This is a genomic window from Spirosoma flavus (genome assembly GCF_054778555.1).
Map to the genome: position 1 here is coordinate 207,152 of NZ_BAAGZL010000002.1, position 17,134 is coordinate 224,285.

Sequence of the window (17,134 nt, forward strand, 5' to 3'; positions counted from 1 at the left end):
ATTATGTTTACTACGCCACCTTTGACAAAGTAGACAAATCCTGAAAATCCTTTCAAACCTGGTCTATATAAAAACTGAAAGCCGGAATCGACAGATTCGGGCTTTCAGTTTTTTGCACCATTACTGACTATAGATCAGCGATGGCTTTATTGATTTCGTCTTTCGTTTTGCCCGTTTTTTGCTGGACTTTACCCCACATTTCGTCTTCTTTGCCTTCTTCGTAGGTCAGATCGTCGTCGGTGAGGTCACCGTAAGCCTGTTTGATTTTACCTTTAAGCTCGTTCCAGCCTCCTTTGATTGTGGTCTCGTTCATGGTAGTAATTTATTAAAACGTTGATTGAATTCTGTAATCTTCCTGATTACGTAAATAGAACTATGCCGAGACAGAATTGTTTTCTGTGATGTACTGTGCGATACGTTTTGAGTCGACGTTAAGTTGATAAAGTACGCCTGTTACGGGAACTGTAAAGCCCAGAAAATAAAGTCCGCGCAGCGTAGGATCGCTGAACCACAGACTTTTAGGAAAACCACGTTCGTTCAGGATTTTTTCTGCCAGTTGATTCGAAAAAAAAGTAGTAAGTCCTGGACGATAGCCAGTCGCCAGTATGATAGCATCGAAGGGAAGTTCGCGGCCATCGGTGAACGTAACGGTTTTTGCGTTGATCTGGGCGATCCCCGGCACAACTTTAATGTTACCCCCCTTAATCTGGTCGAGAGTACCAATGTCAATAACAGGAGTTTTACCCCGGCGACTGTAGTACGTAGGTGCATGAGCGGGTTTGCCAAGACCATAGGCCGATACGTCGCCCACCGTTAATTTTTGGGAAATTCCTGCCAGAATATCACAAAGCCAGTTCGGAAGTTTACCCAATAAAATGGCTGTTGTCTGGACAGGTCGGCCAAATATTTCCCGTCGAATTAAGTTAATCGTGCTACGTACCGAAACAAACGGCCGTGCGCCGTTTTCCAGCAAATCAAGAGCAAGTTCTGCCCCCGTGTTGCCCATACCTACAACCAATACGTTTTCGTCGCGAAACGGAGCGCCATTTCTGTATTCGTAGCTATGCCAGACAATACCCCGGAAGTTACGTTGGCCGGGTAAATCTGCTACGTTCGGCACCCGATTGTAACCTGTAGCCACAATCACCCGTTCGGCGGTGAACGTATCGGTTTCAGTAGCTACCTGCCAGCCTTCCGACGTACCATCGGCTAACGTAGCGCGTTGAATACGTATCACTTTCTGGTTCAGAAGCGGCTTTATGCCAAAGTGTTCGGCGTAGCGTTCGAGGTATTCCACAAACTCCAGCCGTGAAACATACTGCGGATAATTGGCCGGATAAGGTAAATGAGGCAGAGCGGAAAACTGTTTTACTGTATGCAGATGTAAACGGTCGTAATGATTACGCCAGCTTAAGCCAATGTGTTCACTCGCTTCCAGAATTGTAAACGGCAGCTTCAATTGAGCCAGTTGTCCGGCCATTGCCAACCCTGCTGGCCCCGCTCCAATGATTAACGTTGGCGTGTGCATTGTTGAAAAGTTATAGGGTTATACAGTTATAAAGTTACAGAGTTGTAATGTTTATATATAGCCACTTTTTTAACCTTCCCTACAACTATATAACCCTGTAACTCATTTTATTCTCGTCCAGGTTTGGGTTTTTCCCAGGAGTGAAATGCCGACGTAGCCACGGACTGATAACGTATTAGGATCTTGCAGCGTCATTTTACAATTATACTCTTTACCATCTTCAGGATTGTAAATTTTGCCGTCGCTCCAGACGTTGTCACCGTCGAATTTAAAATTGTACATCAGAACCATGTTCATCAGCGGGCGCGAACGTTTCGACGCATCCGTGTTTCGGCTGTCGGTTTTGGGTTTGCCGGTCGCCGGATCGTTGGGTTCGCTGATCCAGACGAGTTTACCGAAATACGTGCCCCCTTGTTTGTAAATTTGAATATGCCCCTTTTTAGTGCCGTTGAGCCAGGTGCCAACTACCGCATCGGCATCATTTTTGGGAGCAAAAGCTGCCAGCGACACAAATAATGTAAGTAAAGGCAATACTAAGCGAATCGTTTTCATGGGTGTTCAGGAATTAATGGAAATAAACAAACTTAAAGAAATCTGAATCGGGATTTAACGGATTTATGGATTTTCAGGATTTTAGACCGGGATTTAGCAGATTTAAGGATTTTCTGGATTTTGTTTTGCTTCTTTAAAAACGCAATTACAGCGAGCAGAATCCTGTACATCCAAAAATCTGTTAAATCCCGGTTCAGAATCAAAGTTTTATGTTCAAACGCGACCCTAACCGCAGTTATCCAACCGAAACAGAATCACGTGTGATTATCCGTTTTCAGGACTGCGATCCGCTGCAACACCTCAATAACGCCAAATACTTCGATTATTATTTCAACGCCCGTGAAGATCAGGTTGCCAAGCTGTATGATTTTAGCCCCGGTCAGTTATTTCGCGAGCTGAAAACGAGTTGGGTTGTGTATCAGCATCAGATTGCCTACGTCCGACCGGCGTTGGTGAGCGAATGGGTACGTATCAAATCACGGCTGATTTATTTTAATGAAGACACAACCGTAACCGAGTACATCATGACCGACGACGGGAAAACGCAGTTGAAAAATGTACTTTGGGTTACGTCGAAATATGTGAGCATTCTAACCGGGAAGCGTATCCCGCACGATGAAAAGGTAACGGGGTTGCTGGAAACCATTTTGGTACCACATATTGATTTCCCCAATCTTAACTTCAACGACCGTATCCGCGAAATAAAAAACCAAGAAGTTAATAAATGATGAAAGTGATAAACAATACGTCAGCAACATCATCACGTATCGTTCAGCACTACTATCGCTCATCTCTCCATGAAAATCTTCCAAAATCTGACCGTACGTGTACTGATTGCCATTACGTTAGGTATTCTGACCGGCTATTTTTTCCCGGAAACAGCTTCCAAACTCAGGCCGCTTGGCGAGCTGTTTATCAACCTGATTAAAATGGTTATTGCTCCGATCATCTTTTTGACTATTGTGCTGGGAATCAGCAATATGGGCGATCTGAAGAAGGTGGGCAGAGTGGGAGGGAAGGCTCTTCTTTACTTCGAGATTGTCACAACCGGAGCGCTGATCATTGGACTTATCCTGGCGAATGTAATACGTCCCGGCGACGGCGTGCAGACTAATGCAGTGAAAGGCGGTGACGTCAGCAAATACACCGAACAGGGTGCGGGTATGGACTGGACCGAATTTTTCCTGCATATTGTGCCGAACAACGCCATCAAAGCATTTGCCGAAGGCGATATTTTGCAGGTACTGGTATTCTCGATTCTGTTTGGCGTTGGCCTAACCCGTATGGGCGAATCGGGTAAACCCTTAATTCAGACGTTTGAACGTATCTCGAAGGTATTTTTCAACATCTTGAACGTAGTGATGGTGCTGGCTCCACTGGGCGCTTTTGGTGGAATGGCGTTTACGATTGGTAAGTATGGGCTTAGTACGTTGCTGCCGCTGGCCAAACTGATGGGCACCGTTTATGCGACTATGTTTCTGTTCATCTTTCTGATACTTAATCTGTTGCTACGTTATTACAAGATCAGTCTCTGGGCGGTTTTGAAATTCATTCGGGAAGAGTTGCTGATTGTGCTTGGTACGTCATCGTCGGAGTCGGCGCTTCCTCAGATTATGGACAAACTCGAAACGCTCGGCTGTTCGAGGTCAGTAGTCGGGCTGGTGGTTCCGGCTGGGTATTCGTTTAATCTGGATGGCACGACGATTTATCTTGTAATGGCTACCGTTTTTCTGGCGCAGGTTTTTGGCGTCGATCTTTCGATTGGTCAGGAATTGACCATCATTGGTATTTTGATGATTACGTCGAAAGGGGCCGCCGGGGTTACGGGAAGTGGCTTTATCGTGTTAGCCAGTACGTTAACGGCAATCAAAGTAATTCCGGTGGAGGGATTGGCGCTTTTGTTGGGCGTCGACCGGTTTATGTCGGAAGCGCGTTCCATCACCAACATTATTGGCAATACGGTGGCCACGATATTTATCGCCAACAACGAAAATGAGTTTGACCGGGAGCGCTATAATCGTGTTCTTCAAAAACAGGATAAAAACGAATTGACTGAATACAACTATTGAAAATTTGTCTTTTATAAATTTTTATCATTCTGAATGATGAAGATGAATTGCTCGGCACCGGCTGCCCGGCTCAGAGGGCCAGATCAATCTTTGTCATTCTAGGATAGTTTTGGAAATATTTGAATAAAAAATTAAACCTTTTCATGGTAAGTTTTTCAAAGGGACAAATACAACCTGAAAAATTTAACTACCATGAAAAAGCTCCTGATGTCAACCGCCCTGCTGGTTGTTCTTCTCTCTGCCGGTGCTTCGGCCCAGCGCTACGGTTATCCCAATACTAATTATCCGCAACAACCGGGCTATGGTCAGCCGAATTACGGGCAACCAAATTACAACTACGATTATGACGACTATCAGTTTGACCGTCACCTCGATTGGTGGGATCGCGAACTGAATCTGTCTCGTAAGCAGGAGCGGGAGATCCGGCGAGTTCGCGACCGGTTCAATCAGCAAACGCAGGGTCTGGATCCACGTAATCCCCGCCAACGCGATTTCCTCCGGCAGGCTCGTCAGCGTGAGTTTTTCGACATGATGGCGGTGCTACGTCCTGACCAACGCGACCGGGTTATCGACCGGATGCGTCCTTACGAACGTACTGCCGGGCGTGGACGTGGCTATGGAAGAGGCTACGATAATGGGCGCGGATACGACAGAAATCCTTACGGATATTGAGCAAGAGAAGGGAGTGGTAAAAACAGCTGGCCAATTGGCTGGCTGTTTTTTTATGTACGCTGCTCACAATCAGGCTATGAGTTTTGAGCGCTGGCGTGAATTGGTTTTCCATTCGTCATTTTGTATAACCTTCTGTGCAACAAAGCATTGTAAAAGTTGTCTTTGTTTTGTATTTTTCGAGGAAACTCATTTCGCAAAACTGTATGTTTAATCATCAACGAATCAAGCAAATGGGCGTTTTGCTGGCCGCCGTTGCTACTACAACCCTGGCCCAGCCTTCGCCGTCGCAGCCTAAAATGTCACAGAATCCTTTTTTAGTACCGTACGTAACACCGCATAAAACGGCTCCTTTCGATAAAATTCAGAATGCTGACTACCTGCCTGCTCTTACCGAAGGACTTGCACAGGGCCGTAAAGATATCGACGCCATCGTCAACAATCCGGCGAAACCAACGTTCGAAAATACCATTGTCGCACTGGAAGATGCGGGCGACCTTCTGGGCAAAGTAACATCTGTGTTGTTCAATCTGAACAGCTCCGAAACCTCCCCAGAACTTCAGAAAATCGTGAAAGAAGCGTCGCCTATGCTTAGTGAGTATAGAAACGACATTACACTGAACGAAAAACTATTTGCCCGCATCAAAGCGGTATACGAACAACGTAGCAGCCTGAAACTCGATCCGGAAAGTGCAATGCTGCTCGAAAAATCGTACAAACGTTTTGCGCGTAACGGAGCTAATCTGGACGTTAAAGGTAAAGAGCGACTCCGGGCCATCGACAAAGAACTGTCGCAGTTATCGCTGCAATTTGGCGAGAACGTACTGAACGAAACCAATGAGTACGTGATGGTTATCACGGACGAAAAAGAATTGGCTGGATTACCCGATTTTGCGCGTGAAGCAGCCAAAGCTACCGCAAAACAAAAAGGTAAAGAAGGCTGGGCCTTTACATTGCAGGCTCCCAGCTACGGCCCATTCATGCAGTATGCCGATAATCGTGAACTGCGGAAGAAATTGTATATGGCCTACAATAGCCGTGGTTTTCAGGGCAATAAAAACGATAACTCGTCCATTATCCAGAAAACGGTAAACCTGCGTTACGAACGGGCTAACTTGCTGGGCTATAAAACCCACGCTGATTTTATTCTCGAAGAAAGTATGGCGGGTTCGAAAGACAAAGTACAGGGTTTCCTGACCGAACTTGTTACGTACGCCCGTCCAGCTGCTGAGCGCCAGTTGCTCGAACTGACAACTTACGCGAAAGCGCATGGTTTTACCGACGATAAATTGCAGGCCTGGGATAACAACTATTACAAAGAAAAGCTCAAAAAAGAAAAATACGACCTCGATGATGAAACACTAAAGCCGTATTTCAAGCTGGAGAATGTATTGAACGGCGTATTTACAGTTGCCAACAAGCTGTATGGTGTTACGTTTAAGGAGCGGAAAGATATTCCGGTTTACAATCCTGAAGTAAAAACCTTCGACGTATTTGACAAAGACGGGAAATTTTTGGCGGTGTTTTACGGCGATTATTTCCCACGCCCCGGCAAACGTAGTGGTGCCTGGATGAATAACGTACAAGGCCAGAAAATTGAGAATGGTGAAAACATTCGGCCGCACGTAGTGAACGTTTGTAACTTCACCCGCCCGACTGATACGAAGCCTTCGTTATTGACTTTTTACGAAGTCACTACGTTGTTCCACGAGTTCGGTCATGGGTTGCATGGCATGCTGGCCAATGGCAAATACGAAAGCCTGAGTGGTACCAGCGTTCCCCGCGATTTTGTGGAACTGCCTTCTCAGGTGATGGAAAACTGGTGCTACGATCCCGAAGCTCTCAAGCTGTTCGCTAAACACTACCAGACGGGTGAAGTGATTCCGAACGAGCTTATTGAAAAAATCCGGGCGAGCCAAAATTTTATGGCTGGCATGGATAATCTTCGTCAGCTTCGCCTGGGAATGATCGACATGTATTATCACGGTAGCAAGCCGAATGGTGAAAGCGTTTCCGACGTAGAAAATAAAGTTGATTCGGTTGCCAACCTGTTCCCACGCGTGCAGGGCGTAGCCATTAGTCCCGCTTTCTCGCACATTTTCGCGGGTGGTTATTCCGCTGGTTACTATAGCTACAAATGGAGTGAAGTGCTTGACGCTGACGCGTTTGAATTCTTCAAGGAGAAAGGTGGTTTGGATAATAAAGCAGCCGCCGACAGTTTCCGTAAGAACGTACTGGAAAAAGGCGGTACCGAAAAACCCATGGAACTCTATAAGAAATTCCGGGGTCGTGAACCGTCACCCAAAGCCATGCTTCGACGCAGCGGTCTGATCCTTTAAAACAAATCAGGAAAATTTATAAAGCAAAGGTGGCAGAGATTGCACGGGGCTGGGTTGGTGATACCCTGCTCCATGCAAACTCTGCCACCTTTGCTTATAAAAGCACTTACTTCGTTTGCTGCTGAATCCAGGCAGTTATTTCAGCTAACGCCACCGGCGAAAACGTCTGTTCGATGCTCCCGTATTCGGCAGGTAAGCCGGTTTTGCTTTCCTGAAATAAATGATTCAGGCCCGGTAATGCTTTAGTTGTTACGTTCTTATTACCAGCTTTCGCAAGTGCATTACGTATGGCCGTTAGGTTGTCGTTGGGTTCAACCTGCAAGTCTTTTTCACCGTTGAGAGCCAGAACCGGACATTTCACTTTTTCTAAGGCAACGGCTGGATTATAACGCAAAAAATACGTCATCCACGGACTTGAAAGTTGATTTACCTCTGCTTTAATACGTTCATCAGCACTTGATCCGGATGAATTTGCGGTTGAAGATGATTCTGTCGTCTTATAGTAACGCGTTAAATCTCGTTTAAGAGAATCAGCATTGGCCGATTTTTTGACAATATCGAAAGCCCCTTTGTTAATTTCCTGCGATTTCTGAAGTAAGGCATCACTCATACCAGCGGCTTTTCCGATCAATTTCTGTTGAGTTAGCATCAACTGGTCGATCGGTGTACCCGGACCGGCAAGCAGGACGATAAACCCAATATCTTTTGATTGCTGGGCCACCATAGGGGCTATCATGCCTCCTTCGCTATGGCCAATCAGCCCAATTTGTTTCTGATTAATTTCTTTCCGGGTTTTAAGATACGTAACGGCGGCTGCTACGTCGGTAGCAAAATCGGCTGACGTGGCAGTTCTGAAATTTCCTTTCGATTCAGCCACACCCCGATCGTCGTAACGTAGCACGGCAATACCATTGCGGGTTAAATAATCAGAAAGTACTAGAAAAGGCTTATGGCCAACCAGTTCAGAATTACGATTTTGCGGCCCACTGCCGGTAATGAGGACAACAGCCGGAAAATTCCCTTCCTTTTTTGGGAGCGTTAGCGTACCGGCCAAGGTAATGTTCGCTGATGTATTATCAAACGTAACATCTTCAGAATAATAAGGATATGGCTTGCTTGGCTCCTGCTGTCGAGCGATTACCTTTTTCGCTATTTCTTTTTTCGAGAGCGTCAAGGGCAATGAAAAATTGCCCTGTTTGAACGTACCGGCAATGCTGTCGCCCTTGAGTTCACCAGCGTATTCGATGGAGAGATTTTTTAACGCAATACTCAACTTAGGGTCTTCGAAGCTGATCGACGTAGCGGGTATGCCCCTGGCGCCCTGGTCGGGGCTGTCCATCGTGGCCGAATAGCCATTGTCAGTTTTCGATATATTGAAGACCAATCGTAATTGTTGATTGCCCGGAATACGTAGCGCGCCAAACCATTGGCCCGTAATGGCCTGGCCATGAGTCGAAAGGGCTAGTAATGAAATGATCAGAATCAGGATTATATTTTTCATACAGGTTGTCGATAGTGTGCTTCAGTATAGCCAATGCACGTAGCAGCACAATAGTACAACAAGTTCAGTAGAGTTAGTGACAGGTAGCCAAGATTGATAGTGACTGTCAGCAGCTTTTTCTGAGCAATCAGCCTACTACCTGGGTGGGCCTGACAGGTTCGACGGACGTACAATAACCAGTTAATAATTACACCTAAATAAGCCTGATTAACCTGGTTTTTGACTGTATTTTTCGGCACCTTTACCCCCGTATTTTTGTTATCTATTTGTATCAAAATTCATAAAAATGCCAAACTGGTTTCTCGGAAAAATCCGCTATCAGCAGCCTATCGACGACTCGAATGTCGGCACCCGAAATGAAGAGTTTATTAAGCAAAAATCCGTAACGGAAGCCTATCTGGTTGACGCCGTTAGCTATACCGACGCCGAAACGCGCCTATATCAGGAAATTGCGGCTAACACACCTGATTTTGAAATTACCAACATCAACCGCATGAAACTGGCGGATGTATTTCATAATGAAGACGGTGGCGAAACCTGGTTTAAGGTTAAAGCCATGTTCATTACTGAAGATGAACGTAGCGGCAAACAGAAGAAAACGCCAAGTGTAATGCTTGTGAATGCCGAAAACGTTAAACAGGCTTATGAATTCGTTGAAATAAGCCTCAAAACCGCCCTCGATCCGTTCGAAATCACCGATGTGAACGTAACGAAAATTCTCGATATTTTCCCCTATTCGGAGGAGGCTTCCCGCAATCTGCGCCCCCTCAGTGAGTTGGTAAGCCCTGAGCCGGAAACCGTATAAGTGATCTATGAAGTATGATGTATGAGATATTGTGGACCGGTTTATCCTGGCATAATTCATACATCATACCTTTTATAGGATTCATTGCCCCGTTTTACATAATTCCGGCCTTTCCGTTGTCGCCCCTTGCGTCGAATCCCCGCAATTGTGGATATTTGCCCCTATGAAACGTATTCTGTTCCAGGTGTTCAACGTAGTGATGGCCGTCGTGGTGCTGCTGAGCAGTACCGGCTTCGGGCTGGTTGAGCACTCGTGTCAGATGCGGGGCAAGAAAAAAACGATGGTGGTTGCTTTCTCCGATGTGAAACCGCCAAAATCATGTACTACGCATAAAAAAACGCCACCAACCGATCAGACGAGAATTGAACGCGACAAATGCTGTCAGGATAGTCAGTATTACGAAAACGTTGATGTATCGTCATCGCTGAGTCAGTTGGCGGCTAAATGTATCAAGGCAATTAGTCAGCCGATTGATACGATTGCTGTTACGTTGCTGGCCTGGCTGACCGACTGGATTTATACAGAAACGTCAGCTTCAACGCCCATTTTCTCTCCCCCTTTATCGCTTTCCGGGCGCGATATTCTGAAGCTGGCTCAGTGTTTGCTGATATGATACGTTGATTTTGAGGGATTTGCTGGTGATTTTATCACGAGCGTATACTATCTTTTACAAAATCAACGAACATATGCGTTACTTTTTTCTCTGGATTGCCCTGGCGGTTACACTGCCGGCCTGGGCGCAGTCCGATTCTATACAAACAGTTGCCAGTCAGCCTGATACGTTACGTACCGTAGTTCGAAATGTTCGGGGTAGTGTGGGCGAACTAGTAAAAAATAAACGAGTACCCCTGGTGGGTGCTACAGTTTTGTGGCTTGGAACTCGATCAGGTGGCGTAACGGGGGCCGATGGTCGGTTTCGGGTAATGCTTCATCCCACCGTTCGCCAATTGGTTATTAGCTACGTTGGTTTTCAATCGGATACGTTAACCATTACGAATCCAGCGTCAGACATTACCGCCACGCTACGTAGTGAGCGAACGCTTCAGGAGGTGACCATTTCCGGTTCGCCCGGGAAAATCGACCAGATTAATCCAATCCATACTGAATTTATTACGCAACGGACATTGGCGAAGGCTGCCTGCTGCAACCTCTCCGAAAGTTTCGAAACCAATGCCTCCGTCAGCGTATCGTTTAGCGATGCGGTTACGGGCGCCCGACAAATTCAGTTTCTGGGGTTGGGGGGGCAATATGTTCAAACCAATGTCGAAAATATTCCAGCGATTCGAGGTCTGGCCACTACGTTTGGTTTAAGTTATATACCCGGCACCTGGATCACGAGCATCGACGTAGGTAAAGGAGCCGGCTCGGTGGTGAACGGGTACGAGTCGATGAGCGGTCAGATGAACGTAGAGCTTCAGAAATCAGATGCAACGGACAAGCTGTTTCTGAATGGCTACGTCAACAGCTTCGGACGGGTTGAAGGCAATGCCAACTGGTCGAAACCGCTGAGTAAAAAGTGGAGCGTTGGGCTGCTTGGACACGCCAGTACGCTACGTTCCGAACTGGATCAGAATAGCGACGGATTCCGCGATTTACCACTATACACGCAGGTTAACGCTGTTAACCGCTATAAATATGATGGTGAACGATTCATGGGGCAGGTAGGTGTTAAGGCTTTGTACGAAGATCGTGACGGTGGTCAACTTAGTCGGTTTGGGAATACACGGTATCAGTTTGGGAACGTAACAAAGCGGCTGGAATTCTTCTCCAAAACGGCGAAGCTTTACCCCGACAAACCCTACAAAGGACTCGGCTTTATCCTGAACGGTGTACACCATGAGCAAACCGCCAATTTCGGCTACGTACCGTACAACGGTCGCCAGCAGACGTTTTACGCCAACCTGATTTACCAGAGCATTATTGGCAACACGAACAATAGTTTTAAAGCCGGACTGAGTTATCTGCTCGACGATTACAAGGAATTGTACCGCACGCTGAACTATCTGCGGACGGAGTCGGTGCCGGGCGCGTTTCTGGAATACACGTATACTTATCCTGAAAAACTGACACTGGTATTGGGGGGGCGCGTCGATTTTCATAACCTGTTCGGTACGCAGTTTACTCCCCGAGCGCACCTAAAATACAACCTGAGCCCGAGTGTTACGTTACGGGCATCGGCAGGACGAGGCTTTCGGACAGCCAACCCGTTTGCCGAAAATTTTGGGTATCTGGTCAGTTCGCGTTTTGTGGTGCTGACGAAACAGTTGCAGGTTGAATCATCCTGGAATTACGGGCTTAGTTTAACCAATGATTTTAGTCTGCTGGGTAAAAAAGCGTCGCTGGTGCTGGATTATTACCGCACTGATTTCCAGAATCAACTCATTGTCGATATCGAACATCCTGGAGAGCTTTTCTTTTATAACCTGAGCGAATTTGGCGCAAAAGCACGCTCATACGCCAATAGTTTTCAGGCAGAACTGAACCTACAGCCGGCCAAACGGGTGGAGGTTAAGGCCGCTTACCGCCTGTTCGACGTACGGCAAAGCATGGGCGGTCCATTTGGCGAAGAGCGACTGCTTCCCCGCATGATGATTAGCCGCGACCGGGTTTTAGTGAATGCGGCTTATGCGTTGCCTTATGACAAATGGAAAGTCGATGCTACGTTGCAATGGAATGGGCCAAGGCGAATTCCGTACCTGCGGGAGGGCTACGTTCACACCACGTATCAGGCAATGCCAACCGAATCCGCACCGGGTTTTTACAATTTGAACGCTCAGGTAAGCCGGGCTTTTCGAAGCGGCTGGGAAGTGTATCTGGGTGGCGAAAATCTGACGGGCTTCCGACAGGCAAACCCGATTGTGGCAGCAAATGACCCATTCAGTGCCCGATTCGACGCCGGAGCACAGGTTTGGGGGCCAATTACGGGTCGGATGGTGTACGCAGGTTTTCGTTTTAAACCCCAAAACTAATCACTACGTATGACAACCCTGCTCATCCGAAATATGGTGTGTGATCGCTGCCGACGGGTGGTACGCGAAGAGCTTGAAAAGTTGGGACTTACCCTGGAGAAAGTGGATTTAGGCGAGGTAAACGTGACCAAATGGCCTGAAAATCTGTCAATAGAACAAGTGCAACGAACACTTCAGGAAAATGGGTTCGATTTGCTGGCCGATAAGAAGCAGTCGCTGGTGGAGCATATCAAAATTTTGCTCATCAACGAAGTGCAACACCTTAAAGGCGAGCGGCTTGCTTCCGAGAACTATTCGACTTTTCTGGAGCGAAAGCTGGGCTATGAATATTCGTACCTGAGTGGTTTGTTTTCGACCAGCGAAGGGCATACACTGGAAAAATACATCATTGCGCTGAAGATTGAAAAAGTGAAAGAGTGGCTGCGTTACGATGAACTAACCCTGAGCGAAATCGCCTGGCGACTAAGTTACAGCAGTGTGCAGCATCTGTCGAATCAGTTTCGGCAGGTGACTGGGTATACACCGGGGCAGTTTCGAAAACTGACGGATGTACAGCGGCTGAGTCTGGATGATATTTAGGTCAGGTTGAGGCAACGTAACACCAGCGATACGTATTGAATTGACAGTCAGTTAATTCCTATGTCACTACGAAAGATATTTTATCGGCTGTTACGTATTTTCGGTATTACGTTGCTGGATAAGCAGCAGAGTGACGATTTTCTGGAACCCTATCTACTTAGAGAAAGTCCGCCGATTGAGGTTTTTCTGCCGGACGTTTTCAATCAGTCTGTGGTGCCAACCCGGATGTTTAAGCAGCAAAATGCGACTTCGTTTCCAGCGTACGTATGGCGTTGCACCGGGCCATTGTTAACCATGCGGCAACTGGCTTACGGTGGAGTGCTGCTCAATAAACATCTCCTGTGCGTTGATTTCAATAATTATCACCTGATAAAAAACTTCCTGACTCCCCCAAAGCGAAATCAGATAGCACGTACAACGGTAATTATTCCGTTTACGCATTATCTGGATGGTGTGTTTTTGGGTGGGTATTATGATTTTACGATACTGGTGGCGGCCAAACTATGTCGTATAAAAGAAGCGATGTCGCCAGCCGATTTTGCCAAAGCGGTGGTGTCATACCCGCACTTTAAAACGGATTACGAGCGAGATTTCCTGGAATTAATCGGCTTCACCCCCGACCGTATTTTCGATAGCCGTCAGACCGAACTACTATTTGAACAATGCCTGATGGGCAACAGCGGACACTGGTTCTACCCCCATCCCGACGACATAATGGCGTTGAAAAAACAGGTCGAGGGCAAACTCAATATTTCACAGACAGAGCGCAATCGTATCTACGTCAGTCGGTCGGGGCGTCGGCGAATTGCCAATGAGGAAGCACTCATCCAGTTGCTGAAAAAGTATGATTTTCAGATCATTGAGGATAAACCCCGGCCGGTGGCTGAACAGGTAAGTATTTACAAAAATGCCTCTTACATTATTGGTCCCCATGGTGCTTCGTTTACCAACATCATCTGGTGTGAACCCGGTACGCATCTGTTTGAATTGTTTTCGTCGAAATACATCGTCGACCATTTTTTGTATCTCTCCCAACTAATGGGCCTTAATTATACGGCCTATCATCATGTTATTCAGCTGGGGCACGTTCATCATGACGTAGAGGAAGACATCTTCGTATCCATCGCTGATCTGGAAAAAATTCTGGAACAGACATTTCTGCCGCTACCAAGCTTCGACTAGCCTCTTATATAGGTAGTCTCAAAGAGCATTTTGCACACCTTAGTCGGAATTATGTAAAAACTCTATCGGCTATGCTTGGTTATTTTGCTAGACCAACGGTGGTCAACAAACTCAACTCTTTATGGAATCAATGAACCACGTCCATAGCCACGTAGATACCTGTTTCTCGTGCGTTGAAGCCTGCGAACGTTGCCTGACAGCCTGTCTGGAAATGGGCGATAAAGACGGAAAAGGCCATGACATGACGGCTTGTATCAAACTCTGCCGCGACTGTGTCGATTTTTGTTCGCTATGCGGTCGGCTCGATGCAAGGGGTTCTGCTTTCTCCCGTGATTTTATGGTGCTCTGTGCCGAAGTATGCGAAGCCTGCGCCGACGAATGCGAAAAACATGCTGACCACCATGCTCACTGTAAGGCCTGCGCCGAGGCTTGCCGCAAGTGCGCCGAAGAATGCCGGACCATGTCGGCCAGCGCTTAAGAAGTGCAAAATGGCTAATGAAGAATAATTGATTAGTCAATGAAACATCTTCATTAGCCATTAACATAACAAACTGATGAACAGAATACTATTTGTGTTGTTGCTTGGCCTTGGGAGCTTAGCCTGGGGCCAGCATCAGCACCATGAGCCAACAGCTAAGCCTTCACCTCAAAAAAAGGGGAGTAAATCGAAAGCTGACTCGGTAGCAACCATGCATCATTCCATGCATCACGAAATGGGGGAGATGATGGGCGAAAATGGAGTAGGTACCATGATGAACTATGGCTTGACGATGGATACGTCGATGGGTATGACCCACAGCCTGTCTCGTTATTTGCCAATGAATCGGAACGGTTCTGGTACGTCGTGGCATCCCGACAACACACCCATGTATGCCTACATGAGTCATCCGAACCAGAAAGGCTGGAGTTATATGCTGCATTACGCCGTTTTTCTACGCTATACGCGCCAGAACGGCAATAATTCGGATAAGCGTGGCTACGGGCAACAGTTTGGTGCGCCTAATTGGGTGATGGGTATGGCACAGCGTAAAGTCGGCCGGCGGGGGCTGATTCAATTACGTGCTATGTTGTCACTTGATCCGTTAACTGTCGGAAACGGAGGCTATCCGCTACTGTTTCAAACGGGGGAAAGCTATAAAGGGCAGCCGCTGGTCGATAAACAGCACCCGCACGATTTACTGTCTGAATTGTCGGTGAGTTATAGTCACGCATTTAGCAAAGACATTGATTTGTATGGCTACGTAGGCTACCCCGGCGAACCGGCACTTGGGCCGCCAGCGTTTATGCACCGGATTTCGGCTTTCAACATTCCCGATGCGCCCTTAGGCCACCATTGGCAGGATGCTACGCATATTCTGTTCGGTGTCGCAACGGCAGGATTTCGGTATAAATGGGCCAAATTGGAAGCCTCATCCTTTACTGGTCGCGAACCGGATGAAAACCGGTATAATCTTGACAAACCCCGGTTCGACAGTTATTCGTATCGACTGTCAGTAAATCCCTTGCCCTCGCTGGCTTTGCAATTTTCGCAGGGATTTATTAAAAGCCCGGAAGATCTGCATCAGGACGAGAACGTAACACGTACTACGGCATCAGTTTTGCATAGTAAAGCGGTAGGACCGAACCGCTACGTTACCTCGGCTTTCGTGTGGGGACGTAACAGTCACGATGGCAAAGGGGAAGATTCCTTTCTGGCCGAAAGCAGCCTACAGTGGAATAAACTGGCTTTCTACGGACGATATGAAAACATTAGAAAGTCAGTGGGAGAGCTGAACTTGCAACCCGGCTCTCTCTTGCTGGAGTTAGCGCCTGACAACGTGTATGCCATCAATTCGCTGACACTGGGCATGAATTATCGAATAGCACAGGCGCATAGTACTGATTTGGCGATAGGAGCGCAGTTAACCAGTAGTATGCCAGCTCCAGTGTTGCAGCGGTTCTACGGGACTATGCCGCTATCGGGCGAGATTTATTTACGCATTACCCCCAGCCTGATGACAATGCGTAGTATGCATCGAATGGATAAAATGTAAACGTAGTACCAAATGACAGGACTTACCCGATTCTTTAGGCGACATACCGCACCTTTTGACATAAATTTACGTTATCAGTTCACAATTAACCAGTTACTGTTATGTTACGTAACCTGTTCCTAACCAGTTTAACCGTTCTGGTACTTCTTGGTAATGCTTTTGCTACGTCGTTGACTAATGATGACAAAGAAAAAGAAGTAAAAATTAAAACGTCGGCCATTTGTGGCATGTGCAAAGCCCGCATTGAACGAAATCTGGGCTTCGAGAAAGGTGTCAAGGAAGCAACACTGGACGTTAAATCCAAAATCGTTACGATCAAGTACAACCCGGCTAAAACCGACGTAACGAAACTCAAAGCCAACATCAGCAAAACAGGTTATGACGCCGATGAGGTGGTTGCCGACGAAGTTGGCTATAACAAATTACCCAGCTGCTGCAAGAAAGATGGTGGCATGGACCACCAATAAGATTTTCTATTTTGAATTGGTAAAGCGGCTCGAAATCAACTGATTTCGAGCCGCTTTTTTGATACGTAGCGATGGCTAACGTGGTGTAAAATTGATGATGATACGTCGTTTCCCGTTAGCGTCGGGACGTTCAATCACTACGTTCCCAATCTCAATATCTTTCCGACTGAGCAGTTCTTTTACGTACTTTTTGTCGGTAGTTGGCTGAGCGTTCAGTACATACGTAACGCTGTCTGCCGGATAACCCAATAGGTCGATTTGTCGCGTTGAAACAGTTTGGCGCTGACCCGGTACGTAGTCAATTATTTCGGAAGAAGCTGGTTTTATTTGCTGATACGTTGGGAAGGTCTTCACCTCTTTTTTTGCCTGTCCGTATGAACGTATCGCTATTAGTGTAATCAACGTAGCAAAAAAACGCATCGTCCGCAAAGCTTTAGCTTT

At 46.8% G+C, this 17,134-nt stretch carries 17 protein-coding genes; 12 read left to right on the forward strand and 5 right to left on the reverse strand.

The window, feature by feature from the left end; translation table 11 throughout:
- Nucleotides 1–127: 127 nt before the first annotated feature.
- From ACYVF1_RS09870 to ACYVF1_RS09880, 3 genes are all read right to left on the reverse strand, one after another.
- A complete protein-coding gene (locus tag ACYVF1_RS09870; protein ID WP_190887516.1) occupies nt 128–313 on the reverse strand; it encodes a CsbD family protein in 186 nt (61 codons plus the stop codon).
- Nucleotides 314–373: 60 nt separating this feature from the next.
- Nucleotides 374–1,528, reverse strand: a complete 1,155-nt coding sequence (locus ACYVF1_RS09875; RefSeq protein WP_461078149.1) for a flavin-containing monooxygenase — start codon at nt 1,526–1,528, stop codon at nt 374–376.
- A 102-nt stretch (nt 1,529–1,630) separates the two neighbouring features.
- Entirely contained in the window at nt 1,631–2,080 is a 450-nt protein-coding gene (locus ACYVF1_RS09880) for a DUF2147 domain-containing protein (RefSeq protein WP_461078151.1), read from the reverse strand.
- Nucleotides 2,081–2,289: 209 nt separating this feature from the next.
- Here ACYVF1_RS09880 and ACYVF1_RS09885 point away from each other — a divergent pair, with 209 nt between their 5' ends.
- The 4 genes from ACYVF1_RS09885 (at nt 2,290) to ACYVF1_RS09900 (ending at nt 7,157) form a co-directional block, all read left to right on the forward strand.
- A complete protein-coding gene (locus ACYVF1_RS09885) occupies nt 2,290–2,808 on the forward strand; it encodes an acyl-CoA thioesterase (RefSeq protein ID WP_461078153.1) in 519 nt (172 codons plus the stop codon).
- 69 nt (nt 2,809–2,877) lie between these two features.
- Complete coding sequence (locus ACYVF1_RS09890; RefSeq protein ID WP_461078155.1) at nt 2,878–4,149, forward strand: dicarboxylate/amino acid:cation symporter; 1,272 nt, start codon at nt 2,878–2,880, stop codon at nt 4,147–4,149.
- A 192-nt stretch (nt 4,150–4,341) separates the two neighbouring features.
- A complete protein-coding gene (locus ACYVF1_RS09895; RefSeq protein WP_461078157.1) occupies nt 4,342–4,821 on the forward strand; it encodes a hypothetical protein in 480 nt (159 codons plus the stop codon).
- Nucleotides 4,822–5,117: 296 nt separating this feature from the next.
- Nucleotides 5,118–7,157: a M3 family metallopeptidase gene (locus ACYVF1_RS09900; protein ID WP_461080715.1), complete on the forward strand. Its 2,040-nt coding sequence runs from the start codon at nt 5,118–5,120 to the stop codon at nt 7,155–7,157.
- Nucleotides 7,158–7,263: 106 nt separating this feature from the next.
- Here the strand turns inward: ACYVF1_RS09900 and ACYVF1_RS09905 are convergent, their stop codons facing one another.
- Nucleotides 7,264–8,658: an alpha/beta hydrolase family protein gene (locus ACYVF1_RS09905; protein WP_461078159.1), complete on the reverse strand. Its 1,395-nt coding sequence runs from the start codon at nt 8,656–8,658 to the stop codon at nt 7,264–7,266.
- Between the two features lie 286 nt (nt 8,659–8,944).
- On the opposite strand from ACYVF1_RS09905, the gene ACYVF1_RS09910 reads away from it, so the two are divergent.
- From ACYVF1_RS09910 to ACYVF1_RS09945, 8 genes are all read left to right on the forward strand, one after another.
- On the forward strand, nt 8,945–9,463 hold the full coding sequence (locus ACYVF1_RS09910; protein ID WP_461078161.1) for a DUF4494 domain-containing protein: 519 nt from the start codon (nt 8,945–8,947) through the stop codon (nt 9,461–9,463).
- 163 nt (nt 9,464–9,626) lie between these two features.
- The gene (locus ACYVF1_RS09915; RefSeq protein ID WP_461078163.1) at nt 9,627–10,076 is read left to right on the forward strand and encodes an HYC_CC_PP family protein; all 450 of its coding nucleotides are present in this window, start codon (nt 9,627–9,629) and stop codon (nt 10,074–10,076) included.
- 73 nt (nt 10,077–10,149) lie between these two features.
- Entirely contained in the window at nt 10,150–12,432 is a 2,283-nt protein-coding gene (locus ACYVF1_RS09920) for a TonB-dependent receptor (RefSeq protein ID WP_461078165.1), read from the forward strand.
- 9 nt (nt 12,433–12,441) lie between these two features.
- Nucleotides 12,442–13,011, forward strand: a complete 570-nt coding sequence (locus tag ACYVF1_RS09925) for a helix-turn-helix domain-containing protein (RefSeq protein ID WP_461078167.1) — start codon at nt 12,442–12,444, stop codon at nt 13,009–13,011.
- A gap of 60 nt (nt 13,012–13,071) precedes the next feature.
- On the forward strand, nt 13,072–14,193 hold the full coding sequence (locus ACYVF1_RS09930) for a glycosyltransferase family 61 protein (RefSeq protein WP_461078169.1): 1,122 nt from the start codon (nt 13,072–13,074) through the stop codon (nt 14,191–14,193).
- Between the two features lie 121 nt (nt 14,194–14,314).
- A complete protein-coding gene (locus ACYVF1_RS09935; RefSeq protein WP_461078171.1) occupies nt 14,315–14,671 on the forward strand; it encodes a four-helix bundle copper-binding protein in 357 nt (118 codons plus the stop codon).
- 76 nt (nt 14,672–14,747) lie between these two features.
- Nucleotides 14,748–16,226, forward strand: coding sequence for a hypothetical protein (locus ACYVF1_RS09940; protein ID WP_461078173.1), 1,479 nt, complete (start codon nt 14,748–14,750; stop codon nt 16,224–16,226).
- Nucleotides 16,227–16,327: 101 nt separating this feature from the next.
- Complete coding sequence (locus ACYVF1_RS09945; protein ID WP_461078175.1) at nt 16,328–16,693, forward strand: heavy-metal-associated domain-containing protein; 366 nt, start codon at nt 16,328–16,330, stop codon at nt 16,691–16,693.
- Nucleotides 16,694–16,768: 75 nt separating this feature from the next.
- Here the strand turns inward: ACYVF1_RS09945 and ACYVF1_RS09950 are convergent, their stop codons facing one another.
- Nucleotides 16,769–17,113: a hypothetical protein gene (locus ACYVF1_RS09950; RefSeq protein ID WP_461078177.1), complete on the reverse strand. Its 345-nt coding sequence runs from the start codon at nt 17,111–17,113 to the stop codon at nt 16,769–16,771.
- Between the last annotated feature and the right edge of the window lie 21 nt (nt 17,114–17,134).

What these genes read in the sequence shown, in the direction of transcription:
- ACYVF1_RS09870 (WP_190887516.1), bottom strand. Translation starts at nt 313, where the DNA reads ATGAACGAGACCACAATCAAAGGAGGCTGGAACGAGCTTAAAGGTAAA.
- ACYVF1_RS09875 (WP_461078149.1), bottom strand. Translation starts at nt 1,528, where the DNA reads ATGCACACGCCAACGTTAATCATTGGAGCGGGGCCAGCAGGGTTGGCA.
- ACYVF1_RS09880 (WP_461078151.1), bottom strand. Translation starts at nt 2,080, where the DNA reads ATGAAAACGATTCGCTTAGTATTGCCTTTACTTACATTATTTGTGTCG.
- ACYVF1_RS09885 (WP_461078153.1), top strand. Translation starts at nt 2,290, where the DNA reads ATGTTCAAACGCGACCCTAACCGCAGTTATCCAACCGAAACAGAATCA.
- ACYVF1_RS09890 (WP_461078155.1), top strand. Translation starts at nt 2,878, where the DNA reads ATGAAAATCTTCCAAAATCTGACCGTACGTGTACTGATTGCCATTACG.
- ACYVF1_RS09895 (WP_461078157.1), top strand. Translation starts at nt 4,342, where the DNA reads ATGAAAAAGCTCCTGATGTCAACCGCCCTGCTGGTTGTTCTTCTCTCT.
- ACYVF1_RS09900 (WP_461080715.1), top strand. Translation starts at nt 5,118, where the DNA reads ATGTCACAGAATCCTTTTTTAGTACCGTACGTAACACCGCATAAAACG.
- ACYVF1_RS09905 (WP_461078159.1), bottom strand. Translation starts at nt 8,658, where the DNA reads ATGAAAAATATAATCCTGATTCTGATCATTTCATTACTAGCCCTTTCG.
- ACYVF1_RS09910 (WP_461078161.1), top strand. Translation starts at nt 8,945, where the DNA reads ATGCCAAACTGGTTTCTCGGAAAAATCCGCTATCAGCAGCCTATCGAC.
- ACYVF1_RS09915 (WP_461078163.1), top strand. Translation starts at nt 9,627, where the DNA reads ATGAAACGTATTCTGTTCCAGGTGTTCAACGTAGTGATGGCCGTCGTG.
- ACYVF1_RS09920 (WP_461078165.1), top strand. Translation starts at nt 10,150, where the DNA reads ATGCGTTACTTTTTTCTCTGGATTGCCCTGGCGGTTACACTGCCGGCC.
- ACYVF1_RS09925 (WP_461078167.1), top strand. Translation starts at nt 12,442, where the DNA reads ATGACAACCCTGCTCATCCGAAATATGGTGTGTGATCGCTGCCGACGG.
- ACYVF1_RS09930 (WP_461078169.1), top strand. Translation starts at nt 13,072, where the DNA reads ATGTCACTACGAAAGATATTTTATCGGCTGTTACGTATTTTCGGTATT.
- ACYVF1_RS09935 (WP_461078171.1), top strand. Translation starts at nt 14,315, where the DNA reads ATGGAATCAATGAACCACGTCCATAGCCACGTAGATACCTGTTTCTCG.
- ACYVF1_RS09940 (WP_461078173.1), top strand. Translation starts at nt 14,748, where the DNA reads ATGAACAGAATACTATTTGTGTTGTTGCTTGGCCTTGGGAGCTTAGCC.
- ACYVF1_RS09945 (WP_461078175.1), top strand. Translation starts at nt 16,328, where the DNA reads ATGTTACGTAACCTGTTCCTAACCAGTTTAACCGTTCTGGTACTTCTT.
- ACYVF1_RS09950 (WP_461078177.1), bottom strand. Translation starts at nt 17,113, where the DNA reads ATGCGTTTTTTTGCTACGTTGATTACACTAATAGCGATACGTTCATAC.